The following is a 15,894-nucleotide window of genomic DNA, read 5'->3' on the forward strand; positions in this document are numbered from 1 at the left end:
CCGCGCCGCTCAGGCGGAGCTGATGTCGGCCGTCGTTGACGCTGACGCCAGGCATCCCCTACGACGCCCTGCTGACTTCGGCGGAGAACAGGGATAGCGAACTGATTGAATTGATAGGCACGTGCCAACAGTTGTCGCACATGGGCGGGTGAGAGTCCTGAGTAGTCCAACTGCGCGAAGCGGGGTGCAGGGAGCTCAGCGGAGGTAGCGCCGGAGAGCAGAAACATCGGGTATGTCAAGATGCCCGCGTCCGACCGTGACTAAATGGGCTGTGACTAGGGTGCCGATCACCTGATTGACGGTGGGGCGGGTGGCGCCGACGATGCCGGCGAGGTCGTCTTGGGTGAGGGGTAGTGACGCTGATGTGCTTGACTCTGCGAAGGCGTCTGCCAGCTCGACCAGCCTCAAACCGACCCGTCGCTGAACGGTCTCGAACGTCGCCTCGGCCATTCGATCGCTGAGATTTTGTAGGCGACGGGCTAGCGACTGGGCGATAGCGGTGTCTACTGCGGGTACGCGGCGGCGGAGCTCATCGAACACTCGATGGGGGAGCACGCGCACGGCTAACGCGTCAAGTGCCACCACCGTGGAGGTTCGGATCTCATCCTCGGTCAGGGCGGCGATCTCGCCAAAGCTCGAGTTAGGACCAAGGACGGTCACGGTCAGCGATTCGCCGTGTGGAGTTGAGACCTTCACCGCCGCGTGGCCGGAGTCGACCACGTAAACATTGGCACTCGGCTCGCCTTGCAGGAGAACGGTCTCACCGCGCTTAAACGTACGGCGAAGGAACGATGGCTCGATGCGGGCGCGCTCGTTTTCGGGTAGGACTTCCAACCACAGCATCTGAGCTCCGTTCGTAGTATGTGCTCATTGTGGCGGAATGCGCTGAGTTCGGCGCAATCTCGTGTCGCGCCATCCGGTCAGCTATCCGACCTTCGCAGTGTTAGTAAGACGACATTCTGACAGTGCTGAACGGAGGAGATTGTCTTTATCCACTCCACCACCTCGCTGAAAGAAGCCCAAATGTCCTTCCTAGCCCTCACCCATCCCGCGTCTCCGACGACCACTGTCAAGTCGTTTTCCCCTCAGCCGCAGCTGACGCTGCGCCGGAAGCTCATCGCTGTTCTGGCGATTGTTCTGGCCTTGGTGACCGTGTCCACCGTTGCTGCAGGTCCCGCCCAGCCCTCTCTGTCAACCTTGGATAAGGCACCGGGATCGTCCCGAATAGTGTCGTAGAGGGCGGGGAAGGAGTTCCCTTGACGAACACCGTAATGACAGGGCTCAGCTCGATCGGGCAGGCTGTAGGGATGGAAGATGTTCCCGATCCTCAGGTTCCCGAGCGTGCTCGGCGGCGGACCTACACGGCCAAGTACAAACGCGACATTCTGACCGAGTACGACAGCCTCGATCGGCAGGGCCGCGGCGCTTTGCTCCGCCGAGAAAAGCTGTACACCTCGCTCGTTGGTAAGTGGCGTGATCAGCACGATAAAGGAGTGCTGGAGGCCTTGGCACGGCCAGCGGGAGCACCACCAGCCAGCACGGCAGAAAAGGACGCCGCCCGCCTGCGGAAGGAAAATCTGCGCCTGTCGGGCGAGTTGGATACGGCACGGCAGGTGATCGCTATCCAGGGAAAACTCTCGGCTCTGTTGGATCAACTCTCGACCAACAGCAGCGAGACGAACACCGAGAAATAATCGACGCCACCATCACCTGCCTCGTCCCGCTCGTCGGAACGCGGGACGCATGCCGGGCCGTGGGCCGGTCACGGGCGACGCACTACCGTCACCACCCGCGGTCGCCACGGCCGCCGTCATCGCCGCGGCCCCGGCCCCAGCCGGCGAAGCAGCCGCGGGCGCTGACCGAGCTGGAGTGCGCCGCCGTTCTGGAGGTGCTGCGGTCCAAGCGGTTCGTGGATAGGGCGCCGGCGGAGATCCAGGCGATCCTCCTCGACGAGGGCACCTACCTGTGCTCAGTGGCGACGATGTATCGTCTGCTCCGCGCCCACGGCGAGACCGGGGAACGTCGTGCTCAGGCCGAGCACCCGGCCCGCATCAAGCCCGAACTCATCGCGACGGGACCCAACATGACCTGGTCGTGTTATGCCGACATTGTGATTATGCCGATGTTGGTCTCGGATCCCAGATGGTAAGCGGGATCTGGGCGGAAAAGGTCGGCATAATCACTGTCGGGTGATCGGCTTGTCTTCTCAATGATTGAGCAGACGAGGAGAGCACAATGCCGGTTACAACTCAAGTGGCCCGAGTAAAAGTCCGAGGCCCATTGGTGGAGTACAGGGATGGATTCGAGGCTGAGCTGCAGAGGCTGAGCTACCTGCCAGCGTCGATGGTGAACCAGTTCCATTTGCTGGCACATTTCAGTTATTGGCTGGAAGCGGAAGGGCTCGCACTCGAGGATCTGACGGTCGAGCAGGTGGATGCGTTCCTTGACGAACGTCGCAGGACCCGCACGGCGCTTTTCAGCCACAAAGCTATGCGACCGTTGCTGGGGTGGTTGGCCGCGACCGGGGTGATTGCTGAGGCGGTGGCGATGGGCGCATTGCCGCCGGAGGACCCCGCGGTATTGGTGCGGTTCGAGCAGTATCTGCTGCGGGAGCGTCGCATTGGGGCGAGCACCACTATGGCTTATGTCGTGCGGGTCCGACGGTTTTTGGCCACGTATGTGCCGGCTGGCGGGTTCACAGCGCTCGGTGGTGCGGAGGTGACCCGGGCGTTGCTGGATGAGGGTGCGGGTCGGGCACCGGCCTCAGTGAAGAAATTCGGCTACGCACTGCGGTCCTTTTTACGGTTCTGTTTCATCACCGGCGAACTCGACCGTGATCTGACCGGCGCGACGCTAGTGATCCGGAACCCATTGCCCTCCTTGCTTCCCGTGGGCGCCAGCGCAGCGCACATCGAGACGTTGTTGACCAGCTGCGACCGGGGTACTGCGGCGGGGCGGCGCGAATACGCCGTCGTCATGCTGCTGACCCGGCTGGGCCTGCGCGCCGGGGAAGTCGCTGGGATGCAACTGGAGGACATTCGGTGGCATTCCGGGGAGGTCCTCATCCGCGGCAAGGGAGCCAAAGATGCCTACCTTCCCCTTCCCGCAGAGGTTGGGGAGGCCGTCGTGGACTACCTGCTGCACTCTCGCGCGGCGGATGATGAGGTGCGGGAGGTATTCTGCGCCCTCAGAGCACCGCGTCACCGGTTGGGATCCTCGGCGATCTGGCTGATTGTGACTCGCGCCTGCACCCGCGCCGGGTTGCAACCGTTCGGTCCTCACCAGTTGCGCCACGGCTTGGCTGAGGCGATGGTCGCCGCCGAAGTCCCATTGGCCGGCATTGGACAGGTGCTGCGCCATGAGGATCCGGCCACGACCGCGAACTACGCCCGCGTCGACGTGGTGCGATTGCGACAATTGGCACAGCCCTGGCCCGGTGGAGGTGAGCTCTCATGACCTGGACCGAGGACGTCGATGACTACATCCGCCTACGCCGCCAGCTTGGTGCCCGCCTGCACGGGCCCGAGCACCTGCTCCACCAGTTCGCCACCCACCTCACGAACGCCAGCATCACGGCGATCACGATCACCGACGCAATTGCCTGGTCCAGCGTTCTGCCTGCCGGAGTGACGACCCCGCCGGCGACGCGGGCTTCCAATCGAATGACGGCGGTCCGCGGTTTCGCTGATTACATGCACGCGCTGGATCCGATCCACCAGGTCCCACCGCGTGGGATCTTTTCCGATCCTCTCCATCGCACGAATCCTTACATCTACTGCCGTGCCGAAATCACCGCGGTGATCCAGGCCGCGACCGCGTTGAAAGGGGGCAGCCGAGCCCAGACCTACCCGGTGCTGTTCGCTCTGTTGGCTGCGACGGGAATGCGCGTCGGGGAGGCGATCGCACTCGATGGGTCTGCCGTGGATCTCGACGCCGGGGTGCTGCTGATCAGCCGCGGAAAGGGCGACCCGCGCCTGGTCCCGCTGCACCCGACCGTGACCGCAGCGCTGGAGGGTTATGCACCTTGGCGCGACGACCACCATGACACTGCCCGGGCGCGATCAGGTGCGTTCTTTAGCGACCGAGCAGGTGAGCGGCTGAAATACGCGGCTGTTCTCGATAATTGGATTCAGGCGTCCACGGCGTCAGGACTGCGCACAGCAACACAACAACCCCGGATGCATGACCTGAGGCATACGTTCGCGGTCAACGCTTTGCTGGGCTGGTATCGGGAGGGCGTCGATGTTGCCGCGAAGATGCCTGTCCTGTCCATCTATCTGGGCCACTCCAGACCCGCCGACACTTATTGGTATATCAGTGCCGTTCCGGAGCTGCTCGCTTACGCAGCGACACGGCTGGAGAGCTCGACTGCCCGACAGCTGGGCAAATCATGACGTCTCTCGCACCACTGTTGCAGGTGTTCTTCACTGACCGGCTGATCACTCAACGACACTCCAGCAGCAACACGATCGCCTCTTATCGCGACACCATCACCCTGCTGCTTGGTTACGTCTGCGCACAGACTGGCAAGAAGGCTTCCGATATCGACATCGGTGACCTCGATGCTGACACCATCACCGGGTTCTTGCACCATCTGGAAGAAGTCCGCGGCAACAGCGTCCGCACCCGCAACACCCGTCTGGCCGCTATTCACTCTCTGTTTGCCTATGCCGCTTTGCGCAACCACGAACACGCCGAGGCTATTCAACGAGTCCTGGCGATCCCGGCCGCACGACAACGGCGCACCATCGTGACCTGGCTGGAGTCGGCCGAAGCCGACGCATTACTGGCAGCCTGCGATCCTGGCACCCGCACGGGCCGGCGCGACCACGCTCTATTCACCCTGGCGATCCAGACGGGACTACGCATCAGCGAGCTCCTCAGCCTCACCATCGCAGATATCCACACCGGTGCTGGCGCCCACGTCCACTGTCTCGGGAAAGGCCGCAAGGAACGGCGAACGCCACTGCTTCCCGCTACCGTCACCGTTTTGAAACAGTGGATCACAGAACATGGTGGGCTTCCCGGCGCACCTCTGTTCACCAGTAGCACCGGGCGGGGCCTCAGCCGCGACGCGATCGAACACCGCATTAGCCACACCATCGCTATTGCGTCGGCATCCTGCCCATCATTGATCGGCAAACATGTCAGCATGCACACGCTGCGGCACACCGCCGCGATGCGGCTGCTCCACGCTGGCGTTGACACCACCGTCATCGCGCTTTGGCTCGGCCACGAACAGATCGTCACCACGAACATCTACCTCCACGCTGATATGACGCTAAAGGAAGCCGCGATCGCCAAAGTCACCCCGCTCAGCGTCCCCGCGGCCGGTCGATACCAACCCACCGATACCGTCCTGGCGTTCCTGGCTGCTCTGTGATTATGCCGACTTTTTCCGCCCAGATCGCGCTTACCATCTGGGATCCGAGACCAACATCGGCATAATCACAATGTCGGCATAACACGACTTATGCCGACGTCGGCATAAGTCGTGGGACATCTCGAAGCTCAAGGGTCCGGCCACATGGTCGTACTTCCACTTGTATACGATTATCGACATTTACTCGCGGTACGTCGTCGGGTGGATGGTCGCCACCCGGGAGTCCGCCGAGCTGGCTGAGCGGCTCCTGCTCGACACGATCGAGAAGCAGAACATTCGCCGTGATCAGCTGACGATCCACTCCGATAACGGGTCCTCGATGGCGTCGAAACCCGTCGCGTTTCTGCTTGCCGACCTGGGCGTGACCAAGTCGCACTCCCGCCCGCATACAAGTAACGACAATCCATTTTCCGATTATCTCGCGTCGGTGATTATGCCGAGTACGAACTTGCGCGGGCATGTTTGGGCTGGTCAGGAGGCTGCCGCAGCCTGACCTGCTCGGCATAATTCAGAGTGAGTCTAGGTAGGCGAGCAGCGAATCAGGCGGATGGTAGCGGTTTGGGGTGACGACTAGTGGCGTGGTCTTGTCCAGGGCGCGTTGTTTGACGGCGAGGTCGGCGTGCATGTAGATCTGCGTTGAGGTGATGCTTTCGTGGCCGAGCCAGAGGGCGATTACCGAGATGTCCACGCCCGCTTCGCGTAGGAACATGGCGGCGGTGTGTCGAAGGACGTGCGGGGTGACATGTTTGGTCGCCAACGATGGGCAGAGAGATACCGCAGCGGTGGCATATTTCCTCACCAGCCATTCAATGGCGTCGGTGCTCATCGGTGTGCCGTGCAGGCTGGGAAACAGTGGTGATCCGGGCTGGGCGTCATGCGCTTTTAACCACTCCCGCAGCGTGGCGACGGTGCCAGTGGTCAGCGGTGTGGATCGCTGCTTTCGGCCCTTTCCGAAACAACGAACGTGAGGCCCAACTGTCAGCACAACGTCTTCGCGGCGTAGACCGGTAAGTTCGGCGACACGCAAACCGGTTTGGACTGCGACGGTCAGTAGCGCGTGGTCGCGACGACCGAGCCAGGTGCCTCGGTCGGGAACGGTGAGGATCGCCTCGACCTCCTCTTTGGTGAGGAAGGCAACGATTCCCCGATCGAACCGTTTCTGAGGGATCGACAAGACCCGCGAAATCAGATCGGCATGTTCGGGATGCTGAAACGCGGCGAACTTAAACAGCGAATGAATCGCGGCCAGGCGGGCGTTTCGACTTCGAACGCTGTTGCCCCGCTCGGTTTCTAGATGCGTCAGAAACGCTCCGATGGTCGGGGCGTCGAGGTCTGCAAAATCAAGGCTTGCCGGAGCGAGCTTCTTGGTCTCCGCGATGAATCCGAGGAGCAGCCGGAAGGCGTCGCGGTAAGCGGCGATGGTGGCCGGGCTGACCTGTCGTTGGGTGAGAAGGCGGTCGGTGAAGAACTTTTGCAGGGTGGGGGCGAGGGCGCTCATGGAAGCTCTCCCAAGAATTCTTCCAGGCGCATTCCGACGATTGCGAAGAGTTCCGGTGCGGCTTGGAGATACCAGTAGGTGGAGGCGGGGTCGGTGTGTCCGAGGACGGCAGAGAGCAGCGGTATCCGGGCGTCGACATCGGCGTGCTGTTGATGCCAGTCGATCAGTTGGCGAATCGCATAGCTGTGTCGGAGGTCATGGGGTCGGGGCCGGGGTCGTTGACCTCGTCCTTTCAGGCTGGCCTTGTCGATCAGGTGGGGAAACGTGGCGTGGATGGAGTCCTTATTCATTCGGGTTCCCCGTATTGAGACGAACATCGACGGCGACACCGGTACCGGGAAGTGACGGTCGACACACTCGAAGTACTGCTGGAGCGCCCGGAGGGTCGTATCGTCCAACGGCACCTTTCGGCCGCCGCCCTTGGCCTGGCGGACGACGAGCTGTAAGTGCTTTTTGTCGACGTCGTCGCGGTTGAGAGCCAGAGCTTCTCCGAGTCGTAAGCCGGTGACCGAAAGCAACCCGACGATCGTCTCGTAGGTGGCGGCGCGCAGTGGCGGATTCAGCAGCCGGCAAGCGGCCATCAGCGCTTCGATGTCAGCGGCGGAGTAGAAATACGGCGCAATCCGCTGCTGTTGCGCCGGCAGTAAGTCACGTGGTGGCACCTCGGTGTCCGGGTCAATGTTGCGCAGGTATTCGGCGAAGCCGCGCACGATACTCAATCGTTGACGCCACCAGATCGGACCGGCGTTCACGGGCTGTATTGCCCAGGCGACGGCCAGTTCGGTGCTGACGTGCTCGGCCCCGTTCTCGTGCAGGTAGCCAACGAAGCCAGGCAACAACGATCCGGCATCGACGAGTTTGAAGCCCAAACCACGACGCATGGCGAGATAGGAATCAACCGCTGCGGGAATGTTCGTCATCGTGCACCCGGCCAGGGTCGTGCCAACTCGCGAGTCAGCGTGGGGTCGACGGTCGTATAGGACAAGGTGACGGCGACGCTTCGGTGCCGCATGATCTGCGCGATTTCCGGCCATGAAGCGCCGTTGCGCACCAGCTGCGTGGCGGTGCCGTGACGGAGCTGGTGCGCACCCATCGTCGGTAGTCCGACGCGACGGGACAAGCGCGCCACGACATCACCGACACCGCAGGGAGTCATCTTGCCTTCTGGCGCTCTCGTCTGAAGGAACAACGCTCGGCAACCCGGTGGGACTCGGCGATGACCATCGTGGAGGTAGCGCACGATTGCTTCACCGACGTCGATGGGGACGGGGAGAAGCTCGTGGTGGTTGCCTTTGCCCCGAATTGTGATTTCACCATGTCGCCAGTCGATGTCATCGACTCGCAACCCGGCCACCTCAGCGCGGCGTAGGCCCAGCCGCCACAGAAGCGTCAGGATCGCACTGTCGCGTAATCCGACGTCGCGGCTGCAGTCGCAGCCTCCCAGCAGGCGTGTGAAATCGCCTTCGTCGAGTTCGCACGGCACGGTGTGACGGTGCCCGGCGACCTTGGGCAGCGCCGCGGCGAGCGGCTGAGCGGTGACGCCTATGACGTGGAGGAACCGCAGAAACGATGCCAACGCGGTCACTGTCTTCTTCGACCATCCGATACTCGAGCGTGCGCAGAATGCTGCGACATAGGCGGTGATCTCAGCTGCCGACAGCTCCTCCAACGGGAGACCGCGCGTGCGGCAGAAACTCTCGGCGATACGCAGGTTGGTCAATATCGAACTTTCGACGAGGCCACGCTCGGTGGCCAGATAGCTGCGATACCGGTCAAGGATCTGTGAGACGGGATCGAACTGCGATGCGGCCTCAGGCGGCACCACACCGATCTCGCGCAGATACGCGATTGGAACCGAAAAGTTCGCGACCGACACCAAAGTCTTTCGCCCCTCGGCCCGTCGGGCCTCGACCAACTGTTTCACGCACGCGGCATTGAGATCCTCGGCGGCCAGGTGATGGTCGCGTAACCAACGGCCCAGCGTCGCGAGCTGTCGAAGCCTCCACCGAGTTGAGTCCGGCGCGTAACCGCGGCCTTGCAGATGCTCCCGAAACCCCTCCGCATATATCGAAAGTGGACCGAGGTCCACTGCCGACTTTCGTGTCTTCTTTTCTGCCTCCTCTGAACGAAAAATCTGTACAGAGTAAGCATCAAACGACGACGTGATTATGCCGAGCAGGTCAGGCTGCGGCAGCCTCCTAACCAGCCCAAACATGCCCGCGCAAGTTCGTACTCGGCATAATCACCGACGCGAGATAATCGGAAAATGGATTGTCGTTACTTGTATGCGGGCGGGAGTGCGACTTGGTCACGCCCAGGTCGGCATGCAGAAACGCGACGGGTTTCCTTTTCTGCCGTGCTGGCTGGTGGTGCTCCCGCTGGCCGTGCCAAGGCCTCCAGCACTCCTTTATCGTGCTGATCACGCCACTTACCAACGAGCGAGGTGTACAGCTTTTCTCGGCGGAGCAAAGCGCCGCGGCCCTGCCGATCGAGGCTGTCGTACTCGGTCAGAATGTCGCGTTTGTACTTGGCCGTGTAGGTCCGCCGCCGAGCACGCTCGGGAACCTGAGGATCGGGAACATCTTCCATCCCTACAGCCTGCCCGATCGAGCTGAGCCCTGTCATTACGGTGTTCGTCAAGGGGAACTCCTTCCCCGCCCTCTACGACACTATTCGGGACGATCCCGGTGCCTTATGCAAGGTTGACAGAGAGGGGTCGGGGCTGAACGCGATGACCGAGGTGCCGGACAGGATAAAGGAGTTGACCACCGATACTGCTCTTACCCTTCCGGATGGATATGACGAGTTTCTTGGCGGGTTGAAGACTCGTGCCCGATAGGCACGGTCCGGGCCCAGGGGGGTCGTCAATGCCCAATTGATCAAGTTGTACTGGCACGTTGGCCATGAGATGCTCAGCGCGCAAGAGAGTCGGGGGTGAGGAAGTGGAGTGATCGGTGCGTTGGCTTCGGATCTGCGACTTGAGTTCCCAAGAATGACTGGTTTCTTGCGTAGCAACTTGCAGTACATGCGGGCTTTTGCCGAAACTTGACCGCCATTTTCAAATGTTCCACAGGCCGTGGAACATTTGCCGTGGGGGCACGTCCGTCTCCTTCTCGACAAGCTAGATAGCCCCGAGCTACGCGACTGGTATGCCGCAGTCGGAGGGGAACACGGTTGGTCGCGTAACGTGCTGATGAATCAGGTTATGAACCGCATCCACGAACGAATCGGATCCGGACCCGCCAACTTCACGCGGCGGCTGTCTTTGCCGATTGGGAGCTTGGGCAGCAGATAGCAAATGACCCCTCCGTGTTCGACTTCCTCGAGCTCACTGGCCAGGTGCCTGGTCGTGTCGCTAGGCCTTACCCACCGGTCGGGTGGAGTCCTGGGCAGTGGGCTTGCGCGGTGTGCGGTTCTCGGCGCTCACCATCCAAACGTACTGCTCGAGTTTCTCGATGAAGCCGTGCAGGATGTCGGCGCTGGTCGGGTCTTCCTCATCGACCTCGTCGTGCACGGCACGGATGTTGTCGACAGTGGTATTCAGCCGCACCGTGATCAGGGCCACCGTCTCGGTCGTATCAATCTCTCCCTCGGGAAATGCGGGCAGGTGCGTGGTCGTGGTCACTGTGCCGGAGCGGCCGTCAGGCAAGGCGTCAAGGGCACGCATCCGTTCGGCCAGCTCGTCGGAGAACAGACGGGCGTCGTCGATGATCTCGTCGAGCTGCAGGTGCAGATCGCGGAAGTTTTTGCCCACCACGCTCCAGTGCGCCTGCTTGCCCTGAAGGTGAAGCTCGATCATGTCAACCAGGATCGACTGCAAGTTGCTGCCGAGTTGTGCGGATGCCTTCATGGAGTTCCTTTCATCACGAGCGGGAATCAGGTCGGCCAGATGATTAGCCAGTGCCCCGACTTTTGAACCGTCCCGGTTGTCATGCCGCCGTTTTGTTGGTGGCGTCGTTTTTTACTGGGCCGATTGTTTCAGCCTAATAGTTGCGGTCGTGCTCTTTGGGTGCGAGTTCCCGAGAGAGCTGGGCATCCACCTATTGTTGTCTCAGTCGAGCTACGACAGGTGAGGTGCAAGACAAATGAGAAGCTCCGGGTCTGCCAAGGCGAAGTTTCGGAGTTTTCAGTTCGTGGCTCTAGTCACATGAAACAGTGGTCGTCGAGGGCTTGAGCATGAATCTGAGCTCGGAGGCCGCCCTGTGGCACTACGTTCTTCCCGGCATGCCTGATTCTGGCCAGCCTGATTCAGGCCGCACGAGCGGACACTTCTCGTCCGATGCGGGTTGAGGCCTTGCAACAACTCGTTCAGCCTGTTATGTCTGGAGGAGACATCTCAAGGTGGGGTGTGGAAAGGGTCGGCCCATGACTCGTCAGCATCCCTCGGCGTCAGAACCGGACGAGACCGACCTTGAAGTCACAAAACCGAAGGACTGGGCCGCGGGCGTGCCCGGGGTGTACCACTCCATGAAGCCGGCGCTGGAGCAGCTGGGCGTGATCCGGACCGGTAAGACGATGCTCGCCCTCAATCAGAAAGATGGCTTTGACTGCCCCAGTTGCGCTTGGCCAGACCCTACTCACCGGAAGACCTTCGAATTCTGCGAGAACGGTGCGAAAGCCGTCACTTGGGAAGCGACACCGGTCACCATCGACTCGGACTTCTGGGCAGAGTATTCCCTTGATGATCTGTTGGAGAAGTCGGAGTATTGGCTTGGAATGCAGGGTCGTCTTACCGAGCCGGTCTATAAGCCCGCCGGCGAGAACCATTATCGACCGATCAGCTGGAACGATGCGTTTTCGGCGCTGGCTACGAAGCTGAATGCGCTCACGTCTCCAAACGAGGCTGCCTTCTATACGAGCGGCCGCGCCTCGAATGAGGCGGCTTTCGCATACCAGCTTTTTGTGCGCGCTTTCGGCACGAACAACCTGCCTGACTGTTCTAACATGTGCCATGAGTCAACCGGATGGGCCATGGGTCAGACGCTGGGGATCGGCAAGGCCACGATCAGTTACGACGACTTTGCCCAGGCCGATCTGATCATCATTATGGGCCAGAATCCGGGAACGAACCATCCACGGATGCTGACGGCCTTGGAAGAGGCGAAGGATGCCGGCGCCGAGATCGTCGCCGTCAATCCCCTGCCGGAGGCCGGGCTGCACCGGTACAAAAACCCGCAGACGGTCAAGGGAATCATCGGACGCGGCACCCCCATCGCCGACCAGCACGTGCAGATCCGGCTGGGCGGCGACATGGCTCTGCTGCAGGCGGTCTCCAAACGGGTACTGGCCGCCGAGGCGCAGCATCCCGGAACGGTGCTGGACCACGAGTTTTTGGCGACGCACTGCTCGGGCCTAGAAGACCTCACCAAGCATCTGAACCTGCTCGATGAGCAGACCGTGCTCGAGGCCACGGGACTTGAGGCGCACGAGATCGACGAATTGGCCGAACGTTATCTTAAGGCCGATCGCGTGATCGTGACCTGGGCCATGGGCCTGACTCAGCAGAAGAAGGCTGTCTCGACCATCAAAGAGATCATCAATTTGCTCTTGTTGCGGGGAAACATCGGCAAACCCGGTGCGGGTGCCTGCCCGATTCGCGGGCACAGCAATGTGCAGGGTGACCGCACCATGGGCATTTGGGAACAAATGCCGCCGGCATTCATGAACGCCCTCGAGCGGGAGTTCGGGTTTGATCCGCCCCGAGAACACGGTGCGGATGCCGTTGAGACCATCAACGGGCTGCGTGACGGTGAGATCAAGGTGTTTATGGCCCTCGGTGGCAACCTGGTCGCGGCAATCAGCGACACGAACGCGGCCGAAGCCGCCATGCGGGGCGCCGAGATGACCGTGCAGGTGTCTACGAAACTTAACCGGTCTCATGTGGTCACCGGCGCTGAGGCACTCATCCTGCCCACGATGGGCCGCACCGAGATCGATATGCAGGCGTCGGGGCCGCAGTTTGTGTCGGTCGAGGACACCGTCTGCGCCGTGCATCCGTCGTGGGGGAAGGTCGATCCGGTGGCACCCGACCTCCTTTCGGAGGTGGCGATCGTCTCCCGGCTGGCGCTGGCTGTTCTCGGTGACACCGTGAAGGTCAATTGGGCCGGTTTTGAGCAGAACTATGACCTCATTCGCGACCACATCTCTCACGTGGTCGACGGGTGCGAAAACTACAACCAGAAGATCCGTCAGGACGGCGGATTCATGCTTCCCAACGGCCCGCGGGATTCGCGCACCTTTCCCACGCCGATTGGCAAGGCGATACTCACCGTCAACGTTCTCGAGCGCGTCGATCGCCCACCGGGCACCCTCATTTTGCAGACACTGCGCTCACACGACCAGTTCAACACAACGATCTATGGGCACAACGACCGGTATCGGGGCATCAAAAATGGCCGCCATGTGGTTTTTGTGAACCCCGACGACCTCGCCGAGCTGGGCCTTGTCGATGGCCAGTTCGTGGATGTGCACGGGGTGTTCCGCGACAACATTCCGCGGGTCTTACGGAAATTCCGTTTGGTGTCCTACCCCACCGCTCGTGGCTGTGCGGCGGCCTACTATCCGGAGGCGAACGTGCTAGTTCCTCTTACGCACCTCGCCGAGGGCAGCAATACCCCCGTGTCGAAGGCGGTGATCGTGCGACTCGATCCGGTGGCCGCGGATGCCAACAGCGCGCCTGGCGCGAAGGTAGCCGCTGCTCATAACCATTCGGGGGCGGCCTTGCCGGGCTGACTGGCAGGGCCCTGCTCTCGGCCGCACGGCCGGGGCCACCCAGACCACGAGCGTTACTGCGCCGTGTCAGCCCAGCCCGTGCGGGCCGTGTCGGCCCTGTCGGTGCGGGCCGTCGACGTGGCGCAGATTTGACGGGCCACCGCGGCGGCTGATTCCACTGCCGCTGACGCGTTTTTCTCGCCCGTCGCCGCAGCGAGTCCGGCCGCGTAGCTGAGTATTTGATGCCTTAAGAGCCACCCGTTCGTGCGGTTCAGCGCCAGGGGTCGTGCGAGAGGGCGCCAGCGGCCGCATGGCATGGTGCCGCTGACGCCCCATCGCTGGGATTAGGCGCTGGTTCCCGGTGTCACCGGTCAGACCGTGGCATGCCGTGAGCTTCAAAGTGGTATCGGGCCGGTAGAAGTTGTAGTTCTCGATAGTGAGGGTGCACTGACGCTGGTGGAATGCAAAATGGCGGGCAACCCCCAGGTGCGACGAGAAGTCGTTGGGCAGATCCTGGACTACGCATCTCGATTATGGCGCATGCCGGTCGAGGCCTTCGAACAGGCCCGGATGCGAGCCGAACCGAACAGCCTGTCCCCGCTCGACGCTCTCGGCGACGAGGAAGGCCGCATCCGGGCCGCTCTCCAAGACAACCTGAATGCCGGGCGGCTCAACCTCGTCCTTCCCGTCGATCAATTGAACGATGACTGAAGAGAATCGTTGAATTCCTGAACACGATCATCGCGCCCAGCGCCAGCGTAATTGTTGTCGAATACGCCCACGCACGTGAGGGCGAATTCGAGATTCACATCCCTACGGCCTACGGCACTGAACTGTTGGAAGCCAAGAGTCAAGCCCCACCCGTTAAGCGACCGGACTGGACGATTGACGAGTACCAACACTGGTGCGCCGAACACGACCGGCACGGTAAGCCAGTGGTCGGCGCATTCATCGCGGCGCTGCAAACCAATGGCTTCGACGTTCTCCGGGGGCGTGCATCCACCCCGTCTCTGAACTGCGGATTGGACGCACCGCTGCTCGGGCACAAGTACCCGATCGCGTTGTGCACTGACGCCTCGCGGGGCGCGCGATCGAGGTGCGTTTCCCGGACTTCAAGAACACGCCGAAAATCGTGGCGCGTCTGGTCGATGCAGTAGAGGGTATTCCCGCCGCTACTTCCTCAGCCCGATCGGTGCATCGTGGTTCAGAGGCTATCGCGCCGGATGCGCGTTTGACGGGCTTGGCAGTGCCTCGATTCGCGTCGATCTTTACGAGCGAGTGGTCACCCCTGGTCGCTGGTTTTCTCGGAGATACGGTCGAGCTCGACTGCCGGTGGGTTAGGAGTCCGGCTGTTAGAGTTGGCCTGATCGCGGACAATCCGCCGATGCCAGTGCGATTCGAGGAGTTCGTGGCAGGTCACACAACAGCCCCGGGCCAGTCGGTCACGAGTCGCGTCCTCAGTATCCTCGCGGCCTTCGAACACAGCGCATCCGCGTTGACACTCTCGCAGATCAGCACCGAGAGCGGACTGCCGCAGAGCACCGCTCACCGCCTCCTCGGTGAGCTTGAAATCTGGGGAGCCGTACAACGGGACGCGCAGGGCCGGTACCAGATCGGCATTCGTCTGTGGGAGCTTGGCCAACACGGCGGTCGCAAACTGCGCGATCTTGTCCGCCCCTTTCTTCAGGATCTCTTCGGCCTGACCCAGGAGACCGTGCACCTTGCCATTCGTGACGGTGCCGAAGTGCTCTATATGGACCGCATCTATGGCAGCCGCCGGGTGCCCCAGGCCTCGCAGGTCGGCGGGCGTCTACCGTTGCACGCGACCGCCGCAGGCCGGGCCATTCTCGCCTTCGAAGACGAGTGGGTTCAGGAGGCAGTGCTGAGCGGGAAGCTCGCTCAGCGCACCGTGCACACCAAAACGGACCCCGACCAGCTACGCAGGGAACTCACCCGCATCCGTGACCAGGGGTTCTCGTTCGCGTCGGAGGAGGTGCGGCTCGGATCTTGCTCCCTCGCCGTGCCGGTTTTCGCCGCGGATGGCAGCATCTACGCCGGCCTCGGAATCGTATTCCCGATTTCGCACATGCAACAGGTTGAACGTAATCTACCGATTCTGCGCGGCACGGCGGGCCTCATCCAGGCTCAAATCGCGCACCTCCCGACGACAGCACGGCCCGGCAGCGTGCGCCCTCAAAAAGGGTCGAACAGCTAAGCCGATTCCATCCAGTGGGAGAGGACGGCGGGCGGGGCGACCGGCTCCCGTTAGATAGTGGTAATTCCCCGCAGTCGTGGAAAAGGA

At 61.8% G+C, this 15,894-nt stretch carries 14 protein-coding genes and 2 pseudogenes; 10 read left to right on the top strand and 6 right to left on the bottom strand.

Going from position 1 to position 15,894, the window contains the following annotated elements:
• Positions 1 to 195: 195 nt before the first annotated feature.
• The gene (locus EDD25_RS16515; RefSeq protein ID WP_134174888.1) at positions 196 to 843 is read right to left on the bottom strand and encodes a Crp/Fnr family transcriptional regulator; all 648 of its coding nucleotides are present in this window, start codon (positions 841 to 843) and stop codon (positions 196 to 198) included.
• A 413-nt stretch (positions 844 to 1,256) separates the two neighbouring features.
• Here EDD25_RS16515 and EDD25_RS16520 point away from each other — a divergent pair, with 413 nt between their 5' ends.
• The 6 genes and pseudogenes from EDD25_RS16520 to EDD25_RS16545 form a co-directional block, all read left to right on the top strand.
• Positions 1,257 to 1,694: a hypothetical protein gene (locus EDD25_RS16520; RefSeq protein WP_134174890.1), complete on the top strand. Its 438-nt coding sequence runs from the start codon at positions 1,257 to 1,259 to the stop codon at positions 1,692 to 1,694.
• Positions 1,695 to 1,909: 215 nt separating this feature from the next.
• Positions 1,910 to 2,149 (top strand): hypothetical protein, encoded by a 240-nt coding sequence (locus EDD25_RS16525; protein WP_134174892.1) that lies wholly within the window; start codon positions 1,910 to 1,912, stop codon positions 2,147 to 2,149.
• An 86-nt stretch (positions 2,150 to 2,235) separates the two neighbouring features.
• Entirely contained in the window at positions 2,236 to 3,456 is a 1,221-nt protein-coding gene (locus EDD25_RS16530; RefSeq protein ID WP_134174894.1) for a tyrosine-type recombinase/integrase, read from the top strand.
• Positions 3,453 to 4,394 carry a tyrosine-type recombinase/integrase gene (locus tag EDD25_RS16535; RefSeq protein WP_134174896.1) on the top strand — a complete coding sequence of 314 codons (942 nt, stop codon included), beginning with the start codon at positions 3,453 to 3,455 and terminating at the stop codon, positions 4,392 to 4,394. Before EDD25_RS16530 ends, EDD25_RS16535 begins: the two co-directional genes overlap by 4 nt.
• Complete coding sequence (locus tag EDD25_RS16540) at positions 4,391 to 5,383, top strand: tyrosine-type recombinase/integrase (RefSeq protein WP_134174898.1); 993 nt, start codon at positions 4,391 to 4,393, stop codon at positions 5,381 to 5,383. The genes EDD25_RS16535 and EDD25_RS16540 overlap by 4 nt, the downstream gene beginning before the upstream one ends.
• Before the next feature lie 109 nt (positions 5,384 to 5,492).
• Positions 5,493 to 5,798 (top strand): annotated as a pseudogene (locus EDD25_RS16545) (transposase); the annotation flags it as partial.
• Between the two features lie 93 nt (positions 5,799 to 5,891).
• On the opposite strand, the gene EDD25_RS16550 reads toward EDD25_RS16545, so the two are convergent.
• From EDD25_RS16550 to EDD25_RS16565, 4 genes are all read right to left on the bottom strand, one after another.
• Positions 5,892 to 6,881: a tyrosine-type recombinase/integrase gene (locus tag EDD25_RS16550; RefSeq protein WP_134174900.1), complete on the bottom strand. Its 990-nt coding sequence runs from the start codon at positions 6,879 to 6,881 to the stop codon at positions 5,892 to 5,894.
• Complete coding sequence (locus EDD25_RS16555; protein ID WP_166671333.1) at positions 6,878 to 7,801, bottom strand: tyrosine-type recombinase/integrase; 924 nt, start codon at positions 7,799 to 7,801, stop codon at positions 6,878 to 6,880. Before EDD25_RS16555 ends, EDD25_RS16550 begins: the two co-directional genes overlap by 4 nt.
• On the bottom strand, positions 7,798 to 8,805 hold the full coding sequence (locus tag EDD25_RS16560) for a tyrosine-type recombinase/integrase (RefSeq protein WP_166671334.1): 1,008 nt from the start codon (positions 8,803 to 8,805) through the stop codon (positions 7,798 to 7,800). Before EDD25_RS16560 ends, EDD25_RS16555 begins: the two co-directional genes overlap by 4 nt.
• 353 nt (positions 8,806 to 9,158) lie before the next feature.
• Positions 9,159 to 9,521 (bottom strand): hypothetical protein, encoded by a 363-nt coding sequence (locus EDD25_RS16565; protein WP_134174905.1) that lies wholly within the window; start codon positions 9,519 to 9,521, stop codon positions 9,159 to 9,161.
• A gap of 430 nt (positions 9,522 to 9,951) precedes the next feature.
• Between EDD25_RS16565 and EDD25_RS18400 the strand changes: the two are divergent.
• Positions 9,952 to 10,176 (top strand): annotated as a pseudogene (locus EDD25_RS18400) (DUF1016 N-terminal domain-containing protein); the annotation flags it as partial.
• A 60-nt stretch (positions 10,177 to 10,236) separates the two neighbouring features.
• Here EDD25_RS18400 and EDD25_RS16580 read toward each other — a convergent pair.
• Entirely contained in the window at positions 10,237 to 10,731 is a 495-nt protein-coding gene (locus EDD25_RS16580; protein WP_134174911.1) for a Dps family protein, read from the bottom strand.
• Between the two features lie 515 nt (positions 10,732 to 11,246).
• Here EDD25_RS16580 and EDD25_RS16585 point away from each other — a divergent pair.
• The 3 genes from EDD25_RS16585 (at position 11,247) to EDD25_RS16595 (ending at position 15,807) form a co-directional block, all read left to right on the top strand.
• The gene (locus EDD25_RS16585; RefSeq protein ID WP_134174913.1) at positions 11,247 to 13,613 is read left to right on the top strand and encodes an FdhF/YdeP family oxidoreductase; all 2,367 of its coding nucleotides are present in this window, start codon (positions 11,247 to 11,249) and stop codon (positions 13,611 to 13,613) included.
• A gap of 447 nt (positions 13,614 to 14,060) precedes the next feature.
• On the top strand, positions 14,061 to 14,303 hold the full coding sequence (locus EDD25_RS16590) for a hypothetical protein (protein WP_134174915.1): 243 nt from the start codon (positions 14,061 to 14,063) through the stop codon (positions 14,301 to 14,303).
• 673 nt (positions 14,304 to 14,976) lie between these two features.
• Positions 14,977 to 15,807, top strand: a complete 831-nt coding sequence (locus tag EDD25_RS16595; RefSeq protein WP_134174917.1) for an IclR family transcriptional regulator — start codon at positions 14,977 to 14,979, stop codon at positions 15,805 to 15,807.
• Positions 15,808 to 15,894 lie beyond the last annotated feature (87 nt).

The sequence above is a fragment of the Cryobacterium psychrophilum genome, from assembly GCF_004365915.1.
In the GTDB taxonomy this organism is placed as follows: domain Bacteria; phylum Actinomycetota; class Actinomycetes; order Actinomycetales; family Microbacteriaceae; genus Cryobacterium; species Cryobacterium psychrophilum.